23 protein-coding genes are annotated in these 20,436 nt (G+C 40.0%); 13 read left to right on the top strand and 10 right to left on the bottom strand.

Features of this window, described 5'->3' with window-relative positions; genetic code table 11:
* Position 1: 1 nt before the first annotated feature.
* The 4 genes from ACZ5QH_RS00370 to ACZ5QH_RS00355 form a co-directional block, all read right to left on the bottom strand.
* Entirely contained in the window at positions 2–2,350 is a 2,349-nt protein-coding gene (locus ACZ5QH_RS00370; protein WP_303576987.1) for a glycerophosphodiester phosphodiesterase family protein, read from the bottom strand.
* 144 nt (positions 2,351–2,494) lie between these two features.
* Positions 2,495–3,769 carry a replication-associated recombination protein A gene (locus ACZ5QH_RS00365; RefSeq protein WP_004718810.1) on the bottom strand — a complete coding sequence of 425 codons (1,275 nt, stop codon included), beginning with the start codon at positions 3,767–3,769 and terminating at the stop codon, positions 2,495–2,497.
* Between the two features lie 70 nt (positions 3,770–3,839).
* The gene (locus ACZ5QH_RS00360) at positions 3,840–4,769 is read right to left on the bottom strand and encodes an alpha/beta hydrolase (protein ID WP_034614708.1); all 930 of its coding nucleotides are present in this window, start codon (positions 4,767–4,769) and stop codon (positions 3,840–3,842) included.
* Positions 4,770–4,852: 83 nt separating this feature from the next.
* Entirely contained in the window at positions 4,853–5,305 is a 453-nt protein-coding gene (locus tag ACZ5QH_RS00355) for a YcgN family cysteine cluster protein (RefSeq protein ID WP_034614705.1), read from the bottom strand.
* Between the two features lie 189 nt (positions 5,306–5,494).
* On the opposite strand from ACZ5QH_RS00355, the gene ACZ5QH_RS00350 reads away from it, so the two are divergent.
* From ACZ5QH_RS00350 to ahr, 8 genes are all read left to right on the top strand, one after another.
* Complete coding sequence (locus ACZ5QH_RS00350; protein WP_004718815.1) at positions 5,495–5,653, top strand: DUF1328 domain-containing protein; 159 nt, start codon at positions 5,495–5,497, stop codon at positions 5,651–5,653.
* A 183-nt stretch (positions 5,654–5,836) separates the two neighbouring features.
* Positions 5,837–6,574, top strand: a complete 738-nt coding sequence (locus ACZ5QH_RS00345) for a dienelactone hydrolase family protein (RefSeq protein WP_303576988.1) — start codon at positions 5,837–5,839, stop codon at positions 6,572–6,574.
* Between the two features lie 63 nt (positions 6,575–6,637).
* Complete coding sequence (locus tag ACZ5QH_RS00340) at positions 6,638–7,006, top strand: HIT family protein (protein ID WP_004718818.1); 369 nt, start codon at positions 6,638–6,640, stop codon at positions 7,004–7,006.
* A gap of 135 nt (positions 7,007–7,141) precedes the next feature.
* The gene (gene mutY, locus ACZ5QH_RS00335; protein ID WP_303576989.1) at positions 7,142–8,176 is read left to right on the top strand and encodes an A/G-specific adenine glycosylase; all 1,035 of its coding nucleotides are present in this window, start codon (positions 7,142–7,144) and stop codon (positions 8,174–8,176) included.
* A 76-nt stretch (positions 8,177–8,252) separates the two neighbouring features.
* Positions 8,253–8,801: a M23 family metallopeptidase gene (locus ACZ5QH_RS00330; protein WP_004818257.1), complete on the top strand. Its 549-nt coding sequence runs from the start codon at positions 8,253–8,255 to the stop codon at positions 8,799–8,801.
* A gap of 30 nt (positions 8,802–8,831) precedes the next feature.
* Entirely contained in the window at positions 8,832–9,077 is a 246-nt protein-coding gene (locus ACZ5QH_RS00325; RefSeq protein WP_004818256.1) for a hypothetical protein, read from the top strand.
* A gap of 42 nt (positions 9,078–9,119) precedes the next feature.
* A complete protein-coding gene (locus ACZ5QH_RS00320; RefSeq protein WP_004818255.1) occupies positions 9,120–9,674 on the top strand; it encodes a DNA-3-methyladenine glycosylase I in 555 nt (184 codons plus the stop codon).
* Positions 9,675–9,705: 31 nt separating this feature from the next.
* On the top strand, positions 9,706–10,728 hold the full coding sequence (gene ahr / locus ACZ5QH_RS00315) for an NADPH-dependent aldehyde reductase Ahr (RefSeq protein WP_034614740.1): 1,023 nt from the start codon (positions 9,706–9,708) through the stop codon (positions 10,726–10,728).
* Between the two features lie 84 nt (positions 10,729–10,812).
* On the opposite strand, the gene ACZ5QH_RS00310 is transcribed toward ahr, so the two are convergent.
* Complete coding sequence (locus ACZ5QH_RS00310) at positions 10,813–12,249, bottom strand: aminotransferase-like domain-containing protein (RefSeq protein WP_004818253.1); 1,437 nt, start codon at positions 12,247–12,249, stop codon at positions 10,813–10,815.
* A gap of 110 nt (positions 12,250–12,359) precedes the next feature.
* Between ACZ5QH_RS00310 and ACZ5QH_RS00305 the strand changes: the two genes are divergently transcribed.
* A complete protein-coding gene (locus ACZ5QH_RS00305; protein ID WP_303576990.1) occupies positions 12,360–12,767 on the top strand; it encodes a hypothetical protein in 408 nt (135 codons plus the stop codon).
* Here the strand turns inward: ACZ5QH_RS00305 and ACZ5QH_RS00300 are convergent.
* Positions 12,727–13,617, bottom strand: a complete 891-nt coding sequence (locus tag ACZ5QH_RS00300) for a LysR family transcriptional regulator (protein ID WP_004718832.1) — start codon at positions 13,615–13,617, stop codon at positions 12,727–12,729. The genes ACZ5QH_RS00305 and ACZ5QH_RS00300 overlap by 41 nt on opposite strands.
* Before the next feature lie 123 nt (positions 13,618–13,740).
* Between ACZ5QH_RS00300 and dkgB the strand changes: the two genes are divergently transcribed.
* The gene (gene dkgB, locus ACZ5QH_RS00295) at positions 13,741–14,553 is read left to right on the top strand and encodes a 2,5-didehydrogluconate reductase DkgB (RefSeq protein WP_154130161.1); all 813 of its coding nucleotides are present in this window, start codon (positions 13,741–13,743) and stop codon (positions 14,551–14,553) included.
* Positions 14,554–14,829: 276 nt separating this feature from the next.
* Complete coding sequence (locus ACZ5QH_RS00290) at positions 14,830–16,005, top strand: MFS transporter (RefSeq protein WP_004818249.1); 1,176 nt, start codon at positions 14,830–14,832, stop codon at positions 16,003–16,005.
* A gap of 167 nt (positions 16,006–16,172) precedes the next feature.
* Here the strand turns inward: ACZ5QH_RS00290 and ACZ5QH_RS00285 are convergent, their stop codons facing one another.
* Both ACZ5QH_RS00285 and dapB read right to left on the bottom strand, forming a co-directional pair.
* Positions 16,173–16,823, bottom strand: a complete 651-nt coding sequence (locus ACZ5QH_RS00285; protein ID WP_303576991.1) for an START domain-containing protein — start codon at positions 16,821–16,823, stop codon at positions 16,173–16,175.
* A 57-nt stretch (positions 16,824–16,880) separates the two neighbouring features.
* Positions 16,881–17,696, bottom strand: a complete 816-nt coding sequence (dapB, locus tag ACZ5QH_RS00280) for a 4-hydroxy-tetrahydrodipicolinate reductase (protein ID WP_004718838.1) — start codon at positions 17,694–17,696, stop codon at positions 16,881–16,883.
* A 289-nt stretch (positions 17,697–17,985) separates the two neighbouring features.
* On the opposite strand from dapB, the gene ACZ5QH_RS00275 reads away from it, so the two are divergent.
* On the top strand, positions 17,986–18,177 hold the full coding sequence (locus ACZ5QH_RS00275) for a hypothetical protein (RefSeq protein WP_244014564.1): 192 nt from the start codon (positions 17,986–17,988) through the stop codon (positions 18,175–18,177).
* Positions 18,178–18,453: 276 nt separating this feature from the next.
* Positions 18,454–18,675, top strand: a complete 222-nt coding sequence (locus ACZ5QH_RS00270) for a hypothetical protein (protein ID WP_303576993.1) — start codon at positions 18,454–18,456, stop codon at positions 18,673–18,675.
* Positions 18,676–18,755: 80 nt separating this feature from the next.
* Here ACZ5QH_RS00270 and dnaJ read toward each other — a convergent pair whose 3' ends face one another.
* Positions 18,756–19,868 (bottom strand): molecular chaperone DnaJ, encoded by a 1,113-nt coding sequence (gene dnaJ / locus ACZ5QH_RS00265; protein WP_004718844.1) that lies wholly within the window; start codon positions 19,866–19,868, stop codon positions 18,756–18,758.
* Between the two features lie 92 nt (positions 19,869–19,960).
* Entirely contained in the window at positions 19,961–20,338 is a 378-nt protein-coding gene (locus tag ACZ5QH_RS00260; protein ID WP_004818242.1) for a hypothetical protein, read from the bottom strand.
* Positions 20,339–20,436 lie beyond the last annotated feature (98 nt).

Here is a 20,436-nt window from a genome sequence, read left to right as displayed (position 1 = left end):
GCTATTGGATGATGACCTTTATAGGGGCTGAAAAGATTTGATAGAAGTTTTGTGCATCAATCTGATATTTATAACCTGCCAAAACATATGCAGTGCCCTTTTCAGAGAAACTCAACTGACCATTTTTAATCTCATGTTTTGCAGAACCTGATAAAACGACAAAATTACTGAGTTGTTGATTGAGTTTCACGCCATCTTGCTGAACCAATTGCGCATTGAGTAATACCGGCTGTTCAACTTTTACTTTGACATTTTTGGGTGCTTGAATATCAACGATGTATTTTGCATAAAGTTGCGCAGAATTGGTGGTTATCCCGTAGGTCCCTGCAATATATAATTTTTTAAATGTTTCATCATTCAATGCCCAAGGCCAAAAACTGATTCCACGGTGCTTGGTCGTTTCTAAAAGATTGATCAAATCAGCACGATAAGCAGGGTTATACGTTGAATTATATTTCTGAACATCGGCATTGATTTGTTTGGCGGCAATTAAAGTATTGCGGCTATTGGGCATGCTTCCAACCAATAACCCTCGTGGTATCTCAGACAATTGTGACTGTGCACGCGCAACTTGATCTGCATTAAATGAGGTCGTGACGACTTGATTTTCAACTTGGTACTTTTTAATTTCATCCTGCATTTTTGCAACCAATGCTGGATTGGCACTTTTCATTTCGATCATCAGTACAAAGTTTGGATTGTGCTTAAATGTAGTGAAATATTCTGCAAGGGTCGGTATTGGATAAGCTTTGTTTTTAGATTTTAATTGCTGAACCTGCGCAAGGCTCATTTCTTCAATTTTACCTGTTGAACGCGTAGTACGATCCACTGTTGCATCATGCATCACCACAAGATGCTGGTCTTTGGTTAAATAAATATCGTTTTCAACAATATCTGCTCCTAAAGCAACTGCATGTTTTGCACTTTCTAAGGTATTTTCATCTTCTAAACTGGGTACACCACGATGCCCAATAATAAAGGGTTTACGCAATAAGGTATTTTTTGGAAATTGTTTTAAGACACTGGCAAATAGCGTACTTTGCGTTGTAATAATCCCATTCACACCTGAAGTCAAAATACTGGCGACATCCTGCGGATCATGTGCTGGTGTATCAACCCACACTGTCATTAAATGACGTTGAATAAAGCTGACACTCGATTTGTTGGCAAGGTGATGCGGAAGAACCACGATGCGTGCATAGGCCTGATTAGTACGACGCATAATTTCAGAAAGACCGACATGACTCTCCTTTAAATTTTCGCGACTTAAATCTAATGCTGTTCGAAGCGTAGGTACAATTTGATGCGCAGACTTGAGTAAATCATCACTTTTGGACAATACAGTAATATCGCTCATATCATGAGATTTAGAGAGTAATTTTAAGGCTTCAATGCTTTTGGGATCTTTGATTTCTAAAACAGGAATAGTATTACGCTGTGGATTGGATAAATATTGTTGTAATGTTTCAACCACCTGCCCTGTCTGATCAAGCAAGTTTAAATTGGCATCTAATTGATAATATAACTGATTGGTTGAATTTAATGGACTGCTGGTAGTTTTAACTTTTTGAATCAGCGTCGGTGCCAAAGCAACATTAGTTTGAATTTCTTGCACTTGGGTGACTTTATTGGCTAAGTCTGGCAATGCACTGGTTTGTTCAGAGACTTGAATATTTTTAACTTTTAAGACTAGGCCTGTTGCTGAAAGCCCGATGCCGCCTTTGGCAGATCCTTGGTCAAGTTCTACATCTTGCATCAACTGGTGGTTTAAATAATGTTGTACCCGTTGTCCAGACACCACAATGCTGGCTTTATACCATTGATTTGCTTTAATGTTCTCCGAAAATGCTTTCGTTTCAGAGACCTCCCATTGCCCGTTACTTTTATGCCGACCAAACTCCGTACCATTTTTTGCAGTGGTGTCTGTTCTGAGGGTAAATTGATAATAACTGCTGGGAATCACCCCCTGTGTTTCTGTGACATCATAAATCACACTGCCCCAACGCGAGTTATTGACAGCTTGGTCTAAAGTAAATTCGAGATCAATGCGATAGTTTTGTTGTTTTTCAAGATTTTGCGGTAATAAAATTGAGGTCGGACTGACTGAATTTGCTCGACCATCAATATGAAGTATCCCATTTTCAACATAGACGTTGCCGGCATTGTTGCCAGGAATACGCCAACCTTGAGGAATTGTTTTTTGCTGAACAAAACTTTGTTGATAAAGTGTTTTAAGCGGCTGCGCGGCAAGTTTAGGCTGATTTTGGGTCGAAATTTTACTTGCTAGTTCAGCATGGCTCAACATCGGCAAAGAAATTAAAACAGCAAAAGATAAAACGGATAATTTCATAAAATTTCTAAACCATTTAGAAGCACTTTGCTCAAGCGTATTTCTAAAATGGTGTCAGCCTAATTTAAATTTTGCCGATATTTTAAACTTTTATATAAAATAGAACATCTATTTAAAAGATGCCTAAGCAAATAAACTTCACAACTACTGTTGCTGCTGTTCTTGTTGCCAACGACGTTGCTGTAAACGCTCACCTTCAACTTCACGCTTATTACGAGCAGACTCATATAATTTTGTGCCTTTCAATTCAGGTGGTAAATATTCCTGTAGCACAAAATTTTCAGGGTAGTTATGAGGATAAAGATAATCCACACCATAGCCTTGTTGTTTCATAAGCTTGGTCGGTGCATTGCGTAAATGGAGTGGCACAGGTAGGTTGGACGTTTTTTCTGCAAGTTCTAAGGCTTTATTGATCGCCAAATAAGTGCTGTTACTCTTTGCACTGGTTGCCAGATAAACTGCGCATTGGCCTAAAATAATTCGACACTCAGGCATACCTATCGCTTGAACCGAGCGGAAACATTCGCCCGCTAAAAGCAAGGCATTTGGATTTGAGTTTCCAATATCTTCTGAAGCAGCGATCAACATACGACGAGCGATAAAAACCGGATCTTCACCGCCTTTAAGCATACGTGCCATCCAATACAACGTTGCATCAGGATCACTACCTCGAATAGATTTAATAAACGCAGACACAAGATCATAATGCTGCTCACCTGATTTGTCATAGCGTGCAATGTTCTGTTGCGCAACTTTGACCACAATCGCATTGGTCACAATATTTTCAATATCGGACTCAAAGGTACTGGCAATTAAATCGATTAAATTAAGTGCCTTACGTGCATCACCCGCAGCAAATTGAACCAATGCATCAAATTCTTCAATCTGGATATGGCGATCTTTTAAAAATTTATCTTGTTGAATCGCGCGTAAAATGAGTTCTTGAATCGCCTCATTACTTAACCCATTTAAGGTATATACCTGACAACGAGACAGCAAAGCACTGTTGACTTCAAATGAAGGGTTTTCAGTGGTCGCACCGATCAGGGTAATTTTGCCTTTTTCAACCGCATTCAATAAGGCATCTTGTTGCGACTTATTAAAACGATGAATTTCATCAATAAACACCACTGGTGTTAATAAATCACCGCTGTCAGCAATCACCTCACGGAGCTCTTTTACCCCTGTATTTAAGGCAGATAAGCTAATAAATGTACGATCGACTGCTTGAGCCAATAACAATGCGATGGTGGTTTTTCCAACACCAGGCGGCCCCCAAAAAATAATCGAGGGTAAATGCCCTTGATCAATCATTTGACGGAGTGGTGCTGCAACACCGAGTAAATGATCTTGCCCAATAATTTCAGACAAATCACGTGGACGTAAACGTTCTGGAAGCGGAATTTGAGTGTCTGACATACTGCTTTTTTAATTGATGAATGCTGTCCTTAGTCTACTATGGAAAATCATCAATATTGCATTTTCAGCTTTAAAATAATCGATTCTGCAAAACATCCATTAACGAGGCCTGAAATACTTGACCATGACTAAGATGTGGATAAAGCATTAATTTGCCATCTACGCCTTTACTGGCCAAATCTAAAACCAATTGACGGTTATTTTGAATCATATCCCGATCTGCATTTGGGCTGATTGGTCTCGTTGTAGACTGAATGATGTCACCTTCCATCACCCATAATTTTTTATTTTTTAATTGCTCAGGCGGGGCTTTTTCAACGGCTTTGAGTAATCGAGAATCTGCCCATGTGAGAGATGGACTGGCTGAAAAATAGTGTGAAAACTTATTATCTGTGCTTTGACTATTTAAAAGGGTATCTAAAACAAATAAACCACCATAAGAATGTCCCCACAATGCGGTACGTTGCTTATCCAGTTTTACTTGCGTATTGACCCACGGCATAATTTTTTCAAACAGCACCTGTCTAAATTGTGCACTTCCGCCTGCCATACGTTCAGGATTGCGTGGGTCAGCCGCCACTTTTCCAGATTCATCAGCAGGTGTGTAGTCTACAGACCGTGAAGCGGACTCAAACGGTAACTGGGTTTGATAGCCTATAGCCACCAACACAGGGCTGTCTTGTTCGGATAGTTTTTTTAACAGTGACTCATCTAAACGCGCCATAGCAGAGTTGCCATCTAACATATAAACAGCAGGTAAGATCTTATTTTTATTGATATGTTTAGGAATACCGACCCAAACTTTATAATGCCGTTGTTGATCTGCGGATTGAAAATTTTTTACTTGAAATTGATAATAACTGGAGCCTTGCTCCGCAATATTTGGCCCTAAAGCTTGCAAATCTGGTTTTGCATAAACATTGCAGTGAATACCGAAACTCAGGCTGATTGCACATAAACAGAATGTACTTTTTTTGAATAACCAAGATAAAGCAAACATTTTAAAAACACATCAAACTGGAGGGCTTGGTTATCATATTACTATTTGATAATGATTATCAATTCATAGTTGATTCAAAGCATTTACCGCACCCATCTTACAATGTATTCATCAATGTCTTCTTCATTGACTTCTGTTTCGGAGATACAACGCCCAGCAGCAGATTTTCTGGCCTTAATCACATTGCTTCTTGAGCCTGTGATCAGATAGTGCCATGCCGGTAAATTTTTACCTTCATTCACCCGACGATATGCACAACTTGAAGGTAACCAATGAATATTGGCTAATTTTTCAGGGCTTAATTGAATACAGTCGGGTACATAATCTAAACGATTAGGATAGTCAGAACATTGTGCTGTTTCACAATCGAGGAGTTTACAAGACACTTTGGTATAGGCTATTTCATGTGTGTCATCATCTTCTAATTTCACCAAACAGCACAGCCCACAACCATCGCACAACGCTTCCCACTCGGTCGGATTTAACTCAGACAGTGTATAATTCTTCCAAAACTGGGGGCGGATCTCAAAGGTCATGGCATAACATTAAAGTCATTTAAGGCGAAATAATTATATCAGTATATAAGCAGAAATTAGAAAATTTAAAACAGAACAAACCTTTACATATTGCTTTATTAATCACACTTTTTAAACACAACTTCACAAGTCCCTTAGATTTTTCTGCCTATACTGAAAATACATAACAAAAATATGGAGATGAATCTTATGTTTCGTTGGGCAATTATTTTCGCTGTGATCGCCTTAATCGCAAGTTTATTTGGTTTTGGTGGTGTTGCGGGAATGTCTAAAGACTTCGCAGTCATTCTTCTCGTTGTCGCGGTAATCCTCGCGATTGTTGGTTTTATTTCGAGAGGAAAAGTTTAGCTTTTCCTGATCAATTTTCATAAAAGAGAAGAACCTTGGTTCTTCTCTTTTTCATTTGAAAACGACCTTTTTCATTCATAAATTTTCACATTTCTATTGTAAATATTCGAAATTTAGTCATTTGAATCTTATATATTTATGCTTTAATCAATCTCATTCTCGCCGATACACAAGGATTAACAGATGGCTCTTGCAATCAAAACTCGTGAAATTCAATATCAAGCAAAAGATGGAACAACTTTAATCGGTTATTTTGCTGCACCTGAATCCGCACAACCAGTTGCAGGTGTGATTGTTGGTCCAGAATGGTGGGGCCGAAATGAGTATTCTGAACAACGTGCTCGAGAGTTGGCACAACATGGTTTTGCTGCGCTGGCAATTGATATGTATGGCGATAAAAAAACCACGGCTGTTGCGACTCAAGCCCATGAGTGGATGATGCAAACCTTCCAAGATGAGCAGACCATTGTTGAGCGTTCAGCTGCGGCTTTGGCTGCTTTAGCAGCACAACCAGAAGTCGATGCAACGCGTTTGGCTGCGATTGGATTCTGTTATGGTGGTAAAGTGATATTAGATTTGGCACGCTCAGGTGCTGACTTAAAAGCTGCGATTACTTTCCATGCAAATTTATCTGCGCAAAAAGCAGCGGAAGCAGAAAAATTTAAAGCGCAAGTGTTAGTGCTACATGGTGAAAAAGACAGCATGGTGTCTTTGGCAGATGTCGAATCGTTTAAACAAGAAATGCAGCATGCTCAGGTAAAATCTGAAGTGATCATCCTCAAAGATGCTAAACATGGCTTTAGTAACCCACAAGCAGATGAAAAAGCAAAAGCCAATGGCGTAGATCTAGGTTATAACGCCGAAGCAGAAAAAGCCGGATTAGCAGCAATGTATGATTTATTAGATCGTACCTTGGCTTAACCTACTCTGGCTTAATTAAAATACGTTCTACGTCGATTAAGACAACAAAACGAGGGATTAGAAATGACTGAAAAAGTATGTCCTTATTGTGACTTTGAAGAATTTGATATCATTGATAAAAATGAATTTGGTGCAATTTTGCCTGAACATAACCCTTTGTCTAAAGGTCATTCAGTGATTATTCCTTTGCGCCATATTGCTTCTTTTTTTGAGGTTTCAGAGAAAGAACGTAAAAGCCTTTCCTCTTTATTGGAACTGGCACGTAACGAGCTTAAGATTCGCCATCAACCTGAAGGTTTCCATATCGCCTTTAATGATGGTCATGTGTTTGGTGAAGATCAAAGTGAACATTTCCATATTCACATTATCCCACGTTATAAAAACGAACCGCTTAAACTGGATAAGCGTTGGGGTATCATCAACGAAAACTAAGTTGTGGCTATAAACGCATTTGAAAAGACGCTTTGGCGTCTTTTTTTATGCAGATTGCTGCTCAAGTTTAAGATAATTTTCCGCAATAAATTTATCTTGGTTATACTGAGCATCCAATTTTTACGCTAGATTGTTATGTCGCAATTTTCATTTTCAGATGCGCTATTGACTTGGTTTGATCAACACGGGCGCCATGATTTACCGTGGCAAGTGGCTGATGATCCATACAAAGTTTGGGTGTCTGAGATTATGTTGCAACAAACACAAGTCAAAACTGTACTGCAATATTTTGATAAATTTATCCAACGCTTTCCGACTGTCGATGATTTGGGTAAAGCCTCATGGGATGATGTTGCCCCGTATTGGGCAGGATTAGGCTACTACGCCCGTGCACGCAATTTGCATAAAGCAGCAGGCGTGGTCTGCCAGCAAGGGCATTTTCCACAAAGCTTAGAACAATGGGTGGAACTTTCAGGTATTGGTCGCTCTACTGGTGGCGCACTGATGTCGCTTGGCTTACGCCAATATGGCGTCATTATGGATGGCAATGTAAAACGTGTTTTGGCCCGTTTCTTTGCCATTGAAGATGACCTGAGTAAACCCATCCATGAACGAGCCATGTGGCAACTGGCAGAAAGCTTATGCCCAACTGAACGCAACCACGACTATACCCAAGCAATTATGGATTTGGGCGCAACCATTTGTACGCCAAAAAAGCCACTCTGCTTATACTGCCCTATGCAACAACATTGCCAAGCCCATCAACAAGGGCTAGAAACTGAACTGCCTTATAAGAAAGCTAAAAAGCCCGTTCCCGTTAGAACAGCCACAGTGTTATTAATTGAGTCAGATCAACAATGGTTATGGGAACAGCGTCCCAACAGTGGCTTATGGGGAGGCTTATGGAGTTTACCGATTTTTGAAAATGAGCTCGCGTTTCAACAGCTTTGTCAAAGTCTAAAACTTACTTCAACTGTTGAACCTGTCCAAATCTCGCATAGTTTTACCCATTTCACATGGATTTTAAATGCGCATATTGTTCGAGTTGAATCAGACCAAAAAGAATACCTCCAGGCTGAACTTGGGGGCGAATGGTTAACACCACAAAAAGCTACACAAATGGGCATCCCTACAGCCATGAAAAAATTGATCTCAGCAGTAAAAATATGACATAGTCAGACACGGGTATTCGAAGCATATTTCAATTTTAATTTGCCCTTTTGAAACTTGAAAAAAAGGATTTCTCGTGTCACGTAGCATCCAATATTGCTTGATGGCCTTGCTTGCCATTATTTTAACTGCATGTACCACTGCACCTAAAAAGCCAAGCTCATCTAAGCCTCAGCTTCCACAAGCTCAAATTAACCGCCTAAAAGCAATGTCAATGCCAACCCGATTGGCAATTCCTGTAGATGGAGTAAAACCACAAAACCTCACAGATACTTGGGGTGCATCTCGCAGTGCTGGGCGAGCACATGAAGGAATTGACATCATGGCTTCACGTGGAACCAAAGTTTATAGTAGTACTGAAGGTGTGATTACCAGTTTAAAGAGCAATAATCTGGGGGGTAAAGTGATTTGGCTCATCGGACCAGGTGGGGTTTATCACTATTATGCTCATCTAAACGATCACAAACGTGGTCTACAAGAAGGCGATTACGTTAAAAAAGGTCAGTTAATCGGCTATGTGGGCAATACGGGAAATGCACGACATACTGCACCGCATTTGCACTATGGACTATACTTAAGGGGTAAAGGTCAAGGTGCAGTCAACCCCTACCCTTATTTACGTTAATTTTAGATTGAATCAATTTAGGAATATTCCATGTCAGAAGCATTGCTTGAGCGTTTAGTTGAATTTGCAGAATCAGGCAATCAACAAAAAATTGCCCTCAATGGACAAAATCATCAAGGCTGGATTATGGAAATCACCGATGAAGCATTAATGATCAGTACTGGCTTTGCAGACAAAGCGGGTAAAGATATTTGGGTAAGTTTTAAAGATTTACAACATGCGCAACTTTCCTATTGGGACAACAAACAAGATCAATGGGTCGAATTTAAACTTTAGACAATTAAAACTTAAATCAATCAGAACAATGGTAGATCTTTTATGACAAATAAACGCTGTGGTTGGTGTTCAGATGATCCTCTTTATATTGAATATCATGATCAAGAGTGGGGTAAGTCCAATCGAGATGAACAGCATTTATTTGAAATGCTTTGCCTAGAGGGGCAACAAGCAGGTTTATCTTGGATTACTGTTTTAAAAAAACGTGAAAGCTATCGCGCCCAATTTTTTAACCACCCGATTCAAACCATCGCCAATTTTACTGAACAAGAGCTTGCGCTAAAATGTCAGGATGCTGGGCTGATTCGCCATATTGGGAAATTAACGGCAATTCGTGACAATGCTATTGCATGGCAAAACATGAAAGCTCAAGAGATTGATATGGTGAACTGGTTATGGGATTTCGTCGACCAGCAAGTACAACTCAATGATGTCCCTGATTATAAATTAGCGCCTGCACAAACCGAAACCAGTCAAAAGCTTTCTAAAGCGTTAAAAAAGAATGGTTTTAAATTTGTTGGTCCAACCACTTGCTATGCCTTTATGCAAGCAGTGGGGATGGTCAATGACCATGAAAATGATTGTATATCCCGCTAAAAGTTTAACTGAACAAACAGGAAGGATTCACATGTCAAATAATACGTTTCATGCTTATGCTGCCTTAGAGGCAGGTGCAGCACTTGTGCCCTATCAATTTGATGCAGGTGAATTGCAGCCTCATCAGGTCGAAGTCAAAGTTGAATATTGCGGTTTATGCCATTCCGATGTTTCAGTGATTAACAATGAATGGGGAAATTCAGTTTTTCCAGTGGTTGGCGGTCATGAAATTATCGGTACCATCACTCAACTGGGTTCAGAAGCGAAAGGATTAAAAGTCGGTCAACGTGTTGGTATCGGCTGGACTGCGGAAAGTTGTCAGCACTGTGATCCATGTGTTAGTGGTCAACAAGTGCTTTGCACAGGGGGTTCAGTTGCAACTATCGTTGGTCATGCAGGCGGGTTTGCAGATAAGGTACGTGCAGGTTGGCAGTGGATTATTCCTTTTCCTGAAGATTTAAACCCTGAAAGTGCTGGTCCTTTATTGTGTGGTGGTATCACAGTTTTTGATCCAATCTTAAAACATCAAATTCAAGCAGTTCACCATGTTGGTGTCATTGGGATTGGTGGTTTAGGTCATATGGCCATTAAAATACTCAAAGCGTGGGGTTGTGAGATCACTGCCTTTACATCAAGTTTGGACAAAACAGATGAACTTAAAGCAATGGGCGCAGACCATGTGGTCAATAGTCGCGATGCCAATGCGTTAAAAGCGCAACGTGGCAAATTTGATTTATTGCTCTGTACAGTAAATGTGAGTTTGGACTGGAAAGCATATCTGAATACACTGGCACCAAATGGCACAATTCACATGCTAGGTTTAGTCCTCGAACCGATGCCGATTCCTGCGGGCGCACTGATTGGCGGTGCAAAATCAGTGACCGGTTCACCAACAGGCTCCCCTTTTGCATTGCGTCAATTATTACAATTTGCCGCACGCAAAAACATTGCACCACAAATTGAAGTTTATCCAATGTCAAAAATTAATGAGGCTTTGGAGCGACTTCACTCTGGAAAAGCCCGTTATCGTATCGTATTAAAAGCGGATTTCTAATTTAAGTCTGACCATCCATCACGGTTTATCAAGAACCGTGAATGGAATAAGGCTGTCGGGCTATGCATTTACTCACAAATCAGTTTAAGCCACACTCTTGGCTGACAATTCCCCCCTTACCCAATCTGCCAATAACATAATTGCATCCTGAATTTCCTGAGACAATTCATGGCCTGCATTTAAGCGAATACAATTGTTATAACGGTGATCCTCACCAAAAATAATCCCTGGCACAATATTGATACTGTATTGCTGTGCATAATAATACAACGCCAAGCTATCAATCTGTTCTGGGAACTGTAACCACAAGGCATAACTTCCCTGCGGTTGATTTAAACGGATCTCAACCCCATAAAAAGCATGTTGAATAAACTGTAAATATTGCGCAACTTGAGCCATCAACTTAGGGCGTAACTCACTCAAATGCTGACGATAGGCTCGGCTATAAATCAAATCAGCAAGACCCAATTGCAATGGTGTATTGACCGAAACATTTTGTAAAATCAACTTGGCATGTAAGTGCTGTAAACGTTGTGGCAAACAGAACCAACCGACTCGATAAGAGGTCGACAACGACTTGGAAACCGATCCGCAATAAACCACATAGCCCTGTTGATCCCAATATTTAATCGGTAAAGGGCGTTTGGCATTAAAGCTACATTCAGCATAAATATCATCTTCAATCACGTAACACTGATACTTCGCTGCCAGCTGTGCGATTTTTTCTTTCTCGGCATTAGTCAAACAGAAGCCTAAAGGGTTTTGAAAGTTGGCGGTTAATAAACAGACTTTTGCAGCTGAGTTTTGCATCTCTTGTTCTAAACGATCCAGATCAAAACCTTCCGTATTGGCAGGAATTTCAATAATTTTTCGTTTGAGCAACGCCAACAATTGCAACTGACCATTATAGTTTGGTGTGGGCACAATCACACTGTCACCGATTTGGCTCAGGCTTTGAATCATCACAGACAATGCCGGCATACAACCATTGCTGATATAAATATCTTCTTTGGCAATATAAAAACCATCTTCAGCCCAATGTGCTGACAAAGCCTCTCTTAACTGAAGGTGCCCTTGGCGGTCATTATATAAAAAGTCTTCTGGTTTACTGTGCTTTAAAGCACGTTGTATTGAACGGCGTAAGGCCTCTACAGGAACTAGATTAGGCGATAACTGAATCGAACCTAAATGGATCAGTTTATTATTGATTGCTGCTTCATGAATTTGAATTTGTAAGTCTAGATTTGAAACCTCACGTGCTCTCGACTTAAAATCAGGATGGTCAGGTACAGCAATCTGCGAGGCTTTTTGCTGTGATTGAACAAAATAGCCAGACTTTTCTTTGACATAAATCAAGCCTTGCGCTTCAAGCAATTCATAACAACTCTTTGCTGTATTCAGACTAATATTTTGTAATGCTGCAAATTTTCGCAAAGAACTGAGTCGTTGCCCAACGGCCAACTCACCACAATAAATTTTCTGTGCAATTTGTTGTGCTAATGTTTGATATTGAAAAGCCATATCTGTACTCAAATTTTAATATTTGTTGTATCTGTATCTATAAAGTTAACAGATTTATGCTTCATTCACAGCCAATTTTTACAAACAAATTGATTTGAAAGGAGAAAAAAATGAGAACGATCGCTTTAATCAGTATTGTCTTTGGATTAACTGCTTGCCAGCCTCAGCAGGTCAATCAAGCTGCTCAGAAACAACATTTTGTATGTAAATCTTTGATTGAAGGCTTTTTAAAAACACAAAATTTAGCTGAGTATCAGCTTGATCATCTAGAACCCACCCTACATCAGACTGCTGCTGTGCGAAACTATCGCTACCATAGCAGTAGTGATCAACGGATGAAGATTAATATCCCGGTGCAAAAAGACTTGGCGTTCAAATGCCTTCAGACAGCAACTGATCATTTTGAAATCCAATTGGTCAATCCACAACAACCCAGTAGCCAAACTTTACTGAGTCTGGATTTACCGCCACAAAAGACTATCGAAACTTTGACAGCTTTTGCGTTAAAAACTCAATAAATAAACGGACACGCTTTGGTAAATGTTCCTGTTGATAATACACCGCATGGATGTGTTGTTCATAAAGCTCTATTTGATCTTCAAATAGAGCGATCAAGCGTCCTTGCTTTATATCTTTTAAAATCTCAAACTCAGACAATCTCGCAATTCCATGCCCGCGTAAACACAGTTGGCGAACAGTTTCACCACTGGATGCTTTGATTTTTGGTTTGACAGTAAGCCTTTCTCCATTGACTCGAATCGGCCAAGTATTTAAACGGCTGACTTTGCTAAAGCCAATTTGCGTATGATTTAAAATATCTTGCGGTGTTGCTGGATAACCATGTGTAGCTAAATACTCAGGACTGGCAACGATATATAATCGGCTTTTACACAACAAACGCGCATGTAAGCTCGAATCATTAAGATCACCAAAGCGTATTGCAACATCTGTCTTATGTTCTAATAAATCGATGATCTGATCGTTACTGTTTAACTCTATTTCTATTTCAGGATACAACTGAGAAAACTCTTGCATCAACGGTGCAATCACATGCAATACAAAAGGTGTCGCGGAATCCACGCGAATCAGCCCAGATGTATCACTGTCAGATTTTAATAAAGCATCTTCTGCTTCATTGAGGTCATGCACAATTTTTCGGGCTTTTGCTAAAAATAATTGCCCCTCTTGGGTCAACTTAAGTTTACGTGTTGTCCGCTCTAATAAGGTGACATTCAGTTTAGATTCAAGTCGTTGCAAGGCTCGACTTACACCTGAAGTGGTTTGTTCAAGATGCGTTGCTGCTGCAACAATCGAACCACTATCGACAATATTAATAAAAGCCTGTAATTCTTCAAGTGTAGATTTCATTGCTGTCAGCGCTCTGTTTATTGTTGATTTTTAGTCAACAATATTTTGCATATTCCTGTATTTTTCCGCAACAATTAAAGTAGCAAAATACACTCAATCTCAGAAAATAAAGTGAAATCCAGCATGACAAACATCGTTCCTCAATTTGGTGTCGGTACTTTCCGTTTAACAGGACAAACTGTGATTGACTCGGTCAAAACAGCCTTAGACGTTGGTTATCGTGCTGTAGACACTGCTCAAATCTATGGCAACGAAGCAGAAGTCGGTCAGGCCATTGCAGAAAGTCATATCCATCGTGATGATTTGTTTATCACAACAAAGATATGGACAGATCATTATCAAGCCGACAAACTTATTCCAAGTCTTAAAGACAGCTTACAGAAACTGGGTACTGATGCTGTCAACTTAACCTTGATTCACTGGCCAGCGCCAAGTCTAGGAATTTCTGTTGCAGAAATGATGCATAACCTGTTAGAAGCGAAAAAGCTGGGCCTAACTGAACATATTGGAATTTCAAACTTCAATATCGACTTATCGCAACAAGCCATCGCTGCTGTAGGACTTGAAAATATTGCCACCAACCAAATTGAACTTAGCCCTTATTTGCAAAATGATAAGTTGGTGAATTTTTTACAGTCACAAAATATTGATGTGACCTCTTATATGACCTTGGCGTATGGCAAAGTTTTAAATGACCCAACATTAACTGAAATTGCCAAACAGCATCAGGCTTCTAGCGCTCAAATTGCATTGGCATGGGCATTGCAGAAAGGCTTTGCTGTCATTCCGTCATCGACTAAACGTGAAAACTTAATTGCCAACTTAAAAGCACAAGAGATTCAGTTATCTGCTGAAGAAATGCAATTAATCGCGCAATTGGAACGTAATGGCCGTGAGGTTGATCCTGAAAACTTAGCACCTCAGTGGGATGTTTAATTCACTGCTGGAGTAAAAGTGATTTAAAGCAGAGCAAATCTTGGCTTAGGCTTTGATTAGCAAAGTTTAGTTGCTAGGTTTTGCTTACTAGGCTTCAAAACATGATTTACCCCCTTTTGATCATGACTTAGATTGCTTCGCAAGATTGTTTTCTTGCGAAGCTTTATTTTGTCACTTCATCAACATAGCGGCTGAAAAGTAAATGACCATCCTCGTGATTGGCCGAACACTGGTACATCCCATCATTTTCAATATGCTGTATATTTGAGATTTCTCATGAAATTAAATTTTCCCTTACTCGCATTGGCGATTGGTGCTTTTGCAATAGGAACAACAGAATTTTCTCCTATGGGATTTCTTCCCCAAATTGCAGAAAATTTGAATATTTCAATCCCAACCGCAGGTATGCTGATCACCGCATATGCACTCGGTGTTATGATTGGCGCACCGTTTATGACCTTATGGTTTGGACGGTTTCCACGACGTAAAGCGCTTATTTTAGCCATGATTATTTTTACCATTGGCAATATTCTTGCTGCAATTGCCCCCAATTACTGGGGCTTAATGGCCGCTCGAATCCTGACCAGTCTCAATCATGGGGTGTTTTTCGGGATTGGTTCCATTGTTGCAACAAGCGTCGTACCTAAAGACAAGCAAGCCAGTGCTGTTGCCACCATGTTTATGGGCCTCACCATTGCCAACATCGGTGGTGTTCCTTTAGCCACATGGGTTGGGCAGAATATTGGCTGGCGTATGTCATTTGCAGCAATCGCCTTACTCGGCGTGATTACCATGCTGTCACTATGGAAAGCCTTGCCTGAAGATAAAGCAAGCCAACGTCCTGATGTCAAAGCAGAATTAAAAGTGCTGACTCGGCTGCCTGTGGTTCTTGCATTGCTCACCACGGTGATGAGTGCAGGTGCAATGTTTACCCTCTATACCTATATTGCGCCTAGCCTACAAAACATCACCCATGCCAGCCCGATGTTTATTACCTTGATGCTGGTACTGATTGGAATTGGTTTTTCAATTGGTAATCACTTAGGTGGGAAATTTGCAGACTTGTCACTGACCAAAACATTGACCAGTTTCTTGCTGTTACTGATGGTGAGCATGTTGCTGTTCCCTATACTGGCTCAAACTCAGATTGGTGCAGCATTGGCACTGATTGTCTGGGGAGCAGCAGCCTTTGCAGTGGTTCCACCTTTACAGATGCGTGTTATGTCTGTTGCTCATGAAGCACCTGGATTGGCGTCCTCTGTGAATATTGGGGCATTTAATTTAGGCAATGCTTTAGGTGCAACAGCTGGTGGCGCAGTATTGAGTATGGGCATGAGTTATGCTGCGGTGTCTATTGCGGGTGCGGTACTCACAGCTTTAGGGCTAGTGCTGGTTTTTATTCAAATGAAAATGAATAAAGCACCTGTACAACAATATAGCCATTCAGCCTAGCGATTAACAATCGTGACAAAGACTGCAAGTAACCTTTCTTTCTACATCAATACCTTAAGAAAGGTTACTTTCAATAGTTAAATGGAAAGATCTGCTAAGCATTTTTTTTCGAATATAAAGTTGTTTCGTCAATAGGGACTGCTTCAGGATTATTGATCAAACAACGTCTATTTTAAAATATCAGGCAAAGCTACAAAGGGTTTATTCTTTGCCAATTCTGTTTTCATTTTCTGCAACATCTGATAAGGCTGCTGTTCGACCAAAATATTGGTTAAGCTTGCAGGAATAGAGCCTTCTGGATTGGCGTGTCCAGAGGTAATGACTTTGACTTTATTGGCACCCAGTTTTTGAAAGGTCCAATCACCTGAATAATCTTTTAAACGCACATAGTCAGGATTCAGTGCTTTACCTTGCTGAATCGCAGAATTTTTAATAAAAATACTGCCATTTGCATCTTTAGACATGGTTCCTTTAACCACCATGTCGCGATCTTTTAAGGGAAAGGGAAAATCTAAAACCATATAAATGCTGAATTCACCTTTTTTATCATCGCGAGATAACACTTCAGCTTTGGCAACATTGGGTACCCATTTCGGTGAGTTTTTGACGTCCAATACCAAAGCAACAGCACGATCAATCGGTACGTCTAATGTTGTTTCAGCTTTATAAGACAACACAGAATTACTGGCATCCTTGTATGTCCATACCTGAATGTTATTTTTATTCAAACTCAATTTGGCATTGCTTGGTAAAGCAGCTTGTGTAGTCAGGCCAAAAGCACTGATTACACAAGCAAATAACATCACTGTTTTTTTCATTTTTGAATGTTCAAAATTTGACTAATTGTTTTAATTCTATCGCATCAGATTTTAAGCTTAAATATCATTTAAGCCTAAAACGTCTTTCATATCGTATTTTTTTGCATCTTTGCCGACAACCCAAGCAGCTGCACGTACAGCACCGGCAGCAAAATTCATACGATTCGTGGCTTTGTGTGTCACTTCTACACGCTCACCTTCGCCAATAAACATCACTGTATGTTCGCCCACAATATCACCACCACGAATCGTTTCAAAGCCAATGGTTTCACGTTCACGTGGACCTGTATGCCCCTCACGACCATAGACAGCAACTTTCTTTAAATCACGACCCAGTGTGTCAGCAACAGCTTCACCCATCATCAGTGCAGTACCTGATGGTGCATCTACTTTATGACGGTGATGTGCTTCAATAATTTCAATATCCACAGTATCGCCAAATACTTTAGCTGCCAACTCAAGTAATTTAATCGAAACATTCACACCCACTGAATAATTTGCAGCATAAACAATCGGTGTCTGAGTGGCAGATTGATTTAATAGCTCTTTTTGTTGATCCGAAAAACCAGTTGTACCAATCACCATCGCAACACCAGCAGCACTGCATAGTTTTAAATTATGTTCAGTGGCAACAGGCGCAGTAAAATCAATCACCACATCCACATCTTTGAGGATCTCTTCCAAGTTGCCAACCACTTTAATCCCCACAGCACCAATTCCTGCAAGCTCTCCTGCATCTGCACCAATTAATGTGCTTTCTGGGCGCTCTACTGCAGCAGCAAGTTGAAAACCTGCTTGTTGTACAGCTTGAATCAATGTACGGCCCATACGGCCACCTGCACCTACAATACCAATGCGCGGAGCTGCTGACATACGATCTTCCTAAATCTGAATTTGAAAATTTGGCTCTACTATAACAAAACTCGGTTCTAAGACGACGTTTCAATATAAAAAAATACTGTGATCTTTTTGCTTGCTTTGGGATCTGATGCGCTCATTGGTCCGGAATAGCCTGAACGAATAAATAGATTAATTTTATAAAATATATCGGTAAAACTTTGAAAAATTTACAACTTTTCAAATTTATTTCATCAAAATGCAAGAATCCCACAGCAGACTACATGCCACGAATGAAAAGAATATGGCTTATAAGGAGATCAATATGCATTCGAATAAAATGGCTTTCGCTCTAGTACTCGGCATGATGATGACAAATGTTTGGGCTGAATCAGCGCCGACAACAACATCAGCAACAACTGAAGAAAAAACACTTGCTCAACCCAATACCAACACAGCAGCTGAACCTCAAACAGAAGTTCGTGTTGAAGATATTGATGCACCGATCATCGAGTAATAAGCACCTATTTTTCAGCGGTTGAAGGTATGTCCAATATCTTCAACCTGTCTTTTTTAAAAATAACTCAATTCAATTGTAATCATCATCATAAAAATCAAGCTTTATCGCTAAACATTAACAGTTATATTATTTTTTAAATCATCTAAAAATTTATTGAAATGTATATTAAATTACAGCTAAAAATAACTAAAAAGTAAAAATTAAATTTTTCAGATCTATTAAACTAAAAGCGCTTGGATGCAATCATAAAAAGCAAATATCAAAGGAAATACCATGCAACTCAAAAAAATCATTTTAGGATTGGTGATGACAACAACTGTTTCACTCGTTTGGGCCGAAGACACAACGCCTACATCCACTCCTGCCCCAACATCGGAATCATCGACACCAGCAACACATCCCGCGGTGATACTCCCCCAAGATGATAATTCAATAGATGCTGCCCCAGATGACAACGAATTTGATTTATCACCATCAGATCAAGCATCAAAATAAAAAAACGGAGCAACAAGATCTGTTGCTCCGTTTTTACATCTTCAATGTTTAGCTTGCTAAATGAAAAGGTCTAAACTCAATTAGTCAAATAAACGATCGAAGAAAGATTTTTTCTTCGGAGACGATTTATTGTCATCACTTTCCATCGTGGCTTGAAGTTCTTTCAATAGCTCACGTTGGCGGCTGGTCAAATGTACAGGTGTTTCCACCACAATACGGCAAAGTAAGTCACCTTGCATACTGCTACGTACAGGTTTTACCCCTTTACCACGTAGTCGGAACATTTTACCGGTTTGTGTACCTTCAGGCACTTTCAAACTGACACGGCCATCCAATGTTGGAATTTCAAGTTCTTTACCTAAAGCAGCATCTGCGATACTAACAGGTACATCCATATATAAGTCTGCACCATCACGTTGGAAGATATCGTGCTCACGCACTACGACTTCAACGTATAAATCACCAGATTGACCATCACGGATCGCTTCACCTTTACCTGTTAAGCGAACGCGATCACCATTATCAACACCTGCAGGAATAGTAACTTCAAGGGTCTGCTGACGATCTGATACACCTGAACCATGACATTTGCTGCATGGATTTTTAATAATTTTACCTTGTCCACGACAGGTACTACATGTCTGCTGAACAGAGAAGAAGCCCTGTTGCATACGCACTTGACCTGCACCATGACAAGTCTTACAGGTTTCTACGTCATTTGGATTTTTTGAACCTTTACCATCACACACATCACAAGGTGCTGGTGCAGTAAAGGTAATGGTTTTCTTAACGCCTCGCACCGCTTCTTCAAGCGTCAATTCCATAACATAACGCAGATCGGAACCACGACGCGCACGTTGCTGACCACGGCCACCACCGCCGAAAGCACCACCGAAGATGTCACCAAACTGACTGAAAATATCTTCGGCGCTGAAACCACCACCAAAGCCACCGCCGCCCATACCACCTTCAAAGGCGTTATGACCCATACGGTCGTACATGCTACGTTTTTCACCGTCAGAAAGAATTTCATATGCTTCCGCACATTCTTTAAACTTTTCTTCAGCTTCTGAGTTGTCAGGATTACGATCTGGATGATACTTCATCGCCAACTTACGGTAGGCTTTTTTAATTTCATCATCACTAGCGGTTTTAGCAACACCTAAAACCTCATAATAATCACGTTTAGCCATGATTGGCGATGCTCCACAAAATTTGATAATACTTCTATGCAGAGTAAATTGGGGGCGATGTTATTTTTTACAAGCGTGAAATGTGGTTTTTTTTAAAAAACAGCTTTTTTCTGTAAATATTTAGTAAAACCTTTGAGCCATATATTGAGTAAATATAACCATGCAATGGCACTAAATACCACACCAGCCACAGTGCACGCTTTTACCCAAATGAAACTGTCCCAATAGAAAAAGATTAACGGAATAAACCATAGCGCAGCAAAGGCTGCCAAAATCAAAAAAATGAGAGCATTGCGCATAATCCACAACGCTTGCGCATGTATCCATACCTCTGCATTATCTGCCACTGCTACTTTACGTGCTAACCAATACGCCAACACGGCTGTAATCACCGTAAACAATGCAAGAAACATAAACAAATAAGAGCTCGTAATAAATTTACGATGCTGTTCTGGATTTGTTTGCCCCATGGGTGTTTTTGACCTCAAATTTATTGCATACCGATTTACTTATTATGCAATAAAATTTCCTATGTTATTTTCTGTTAAAGATTAAGTGCTACTATATT

The sequence above is a fragment of the Acinetobacter sp. Ac8 genome (assembly GCF_055392545.1).
Note: the sequence above shows the minus strand (reverse complement) of the source record. Positions and strands in the feature narration are given on the sequence as shown.

Coding starts and splice junctions, on each gene's coding strand:
- ACZ5QH_RS00370 (WP_303576987.1), bottom strand. CDS start 2,350: ATGAAATTATCCGTTTTATCTTTTGCTGTTTTAATTTCTTTGCCGATG.
- ACZ5QH_RS00365 (WP_004718810.1), bottom strand. CDS start 3,769: ATGTCAGACACTCAAATTCCGCTTCCAGAACGTTTACGTCCACGTGAT.
- ACZ5QH_RS00360 (WP_034614708.1), bottom strand. CDS start 4,769: ATGTTTGCTTTATCTTGGTTATTCAAAAAAAGTACATTCTGTTTATGT.
- ACZ5QH_RS00355 (WP_034614705.1), bottom strand. CDS start 5,305: ATGACCTTTGAGATCCGCCCCCAGTTTTGGAAGAATTATACACTGTCT.
- ACZ5QH_RS00350 (WP_004718815.1), top strand. CDS start 5,495: ATGTTTCGTTGGGCAATTATTTTCGCTGTGATCGCCTTAATCGCAAGT.
- ACZ5QH_RS00345 (WP_303576988.1), top strand. CDS start 5,837: ATGGCTCTTGCAATCAAAACTCGTGAAATTCAATATCAAGCAAAAGAT.
- ACZ5QH_RS00340 (WP_004718818.1), top strand. CDS start 6,638: ATGACTGAAAAAGTATGTCCTTATTGTGACTTTGAAGAATTTGATATC.
- mutY (WP_303576989.1), top strand. CDS start 7,142: ATGTCGCAATTTTCATTTTCAGATGCGCTATTGACTTGGTTTGATCAA.
- ACZ5QH_RS00325 (WP_004818256.1), top strand. CDS start 8,832: ATGTCAGAAGCATTGCTTGAGCGTTTAGTTGAATTTGCAGAATCAGGC.
- ACZ5QH_RS00320 (WP_004818255.1), top strand. CDS start 9,120: ATGACAAATAAACGCTGTGGTTGGTGTTCAGATGATCCTCTTTATATT.
- ahr (WP_034614740.1), top strand. CDS start 9,706: ATGTCAAATAATACGTTTCATGCTTATGCTGCCTTAGAGGCAGGTGCA.
- ACZ5QH_RS00310 (WP_004818253.1), bottom strand. CDS start 12,249: ATGGCTTTTCAATATCAAACATTAGCACAACAAATTGCACAGAAAATT.
- ACZ5QH_RS00305 (WP_303576990.1), top strand. CDS start 12,360: ATGAGAACGATCGCTTTAATCAGTATTGTCTTTGGATTAACTGCTTGC.
- ACZ5QH_RS00300 (WP_004718832.1), bottom strand. CDS start 13,617: ATGAAATCTACACTTGAAGAATTACAGGCTTTTATTAATATTGTCGAT.
- dkgB (WP_154130161.1), top strand. CDS start 13,741: ATGACAAACATCGTTCCTCAATTTGGTGTCGGTACTTTCCGTTTAACA.
- ACZ5QH_RS00290 (WP_004818249.1), top strand. CDS start 14,830: ATGAAATTAAATTTTCCCTTACTCGCATTGGCGATTGGTGCTTTTGCA.
- ACZ5QH_RS00285 (WP_303576991.1), bottom strand. CDS start 16,823: ATGAAAAAAACAGTGATGTTATTTGCTTGTGTAATCAGTGCTTTTGGC.
- dapB (WP_004718838.1), bottom strand. CDS start 17,696: ATGTCAGCAGCTCCGCGCATTGGTATTGTAGGTGCAGGTGGCCGTATG.
- ACZ5QH_RS00275 (WP_244014564.1), top strand. CDS start 17,986: ATGCATTCGAATAAAATGGCTTTCGCTCTAGTACTCGGCATGATGATG.
- ACZ5QH_RS00270 (WP_303576993.1), top strand. CDS start 18,454: ATGCAACTCAAAAAAATCATTTTAGGATTGGTGATGACAACAACTGTT.
- dnaJ (WP_004718844.1), bottom strand. CDS start 19,868: ATGGCTAAACGTGATTATTATGAGGTTTTAGGTGTTGCTAAAACCGCT.
- ACZ5QH_RS00260 (WP_004818242.1), bottom strand. CDS start 20,338: ATGGGGCAAACAAATCCAGAACAGCATCGTAAATTTATTACGAGCTCT.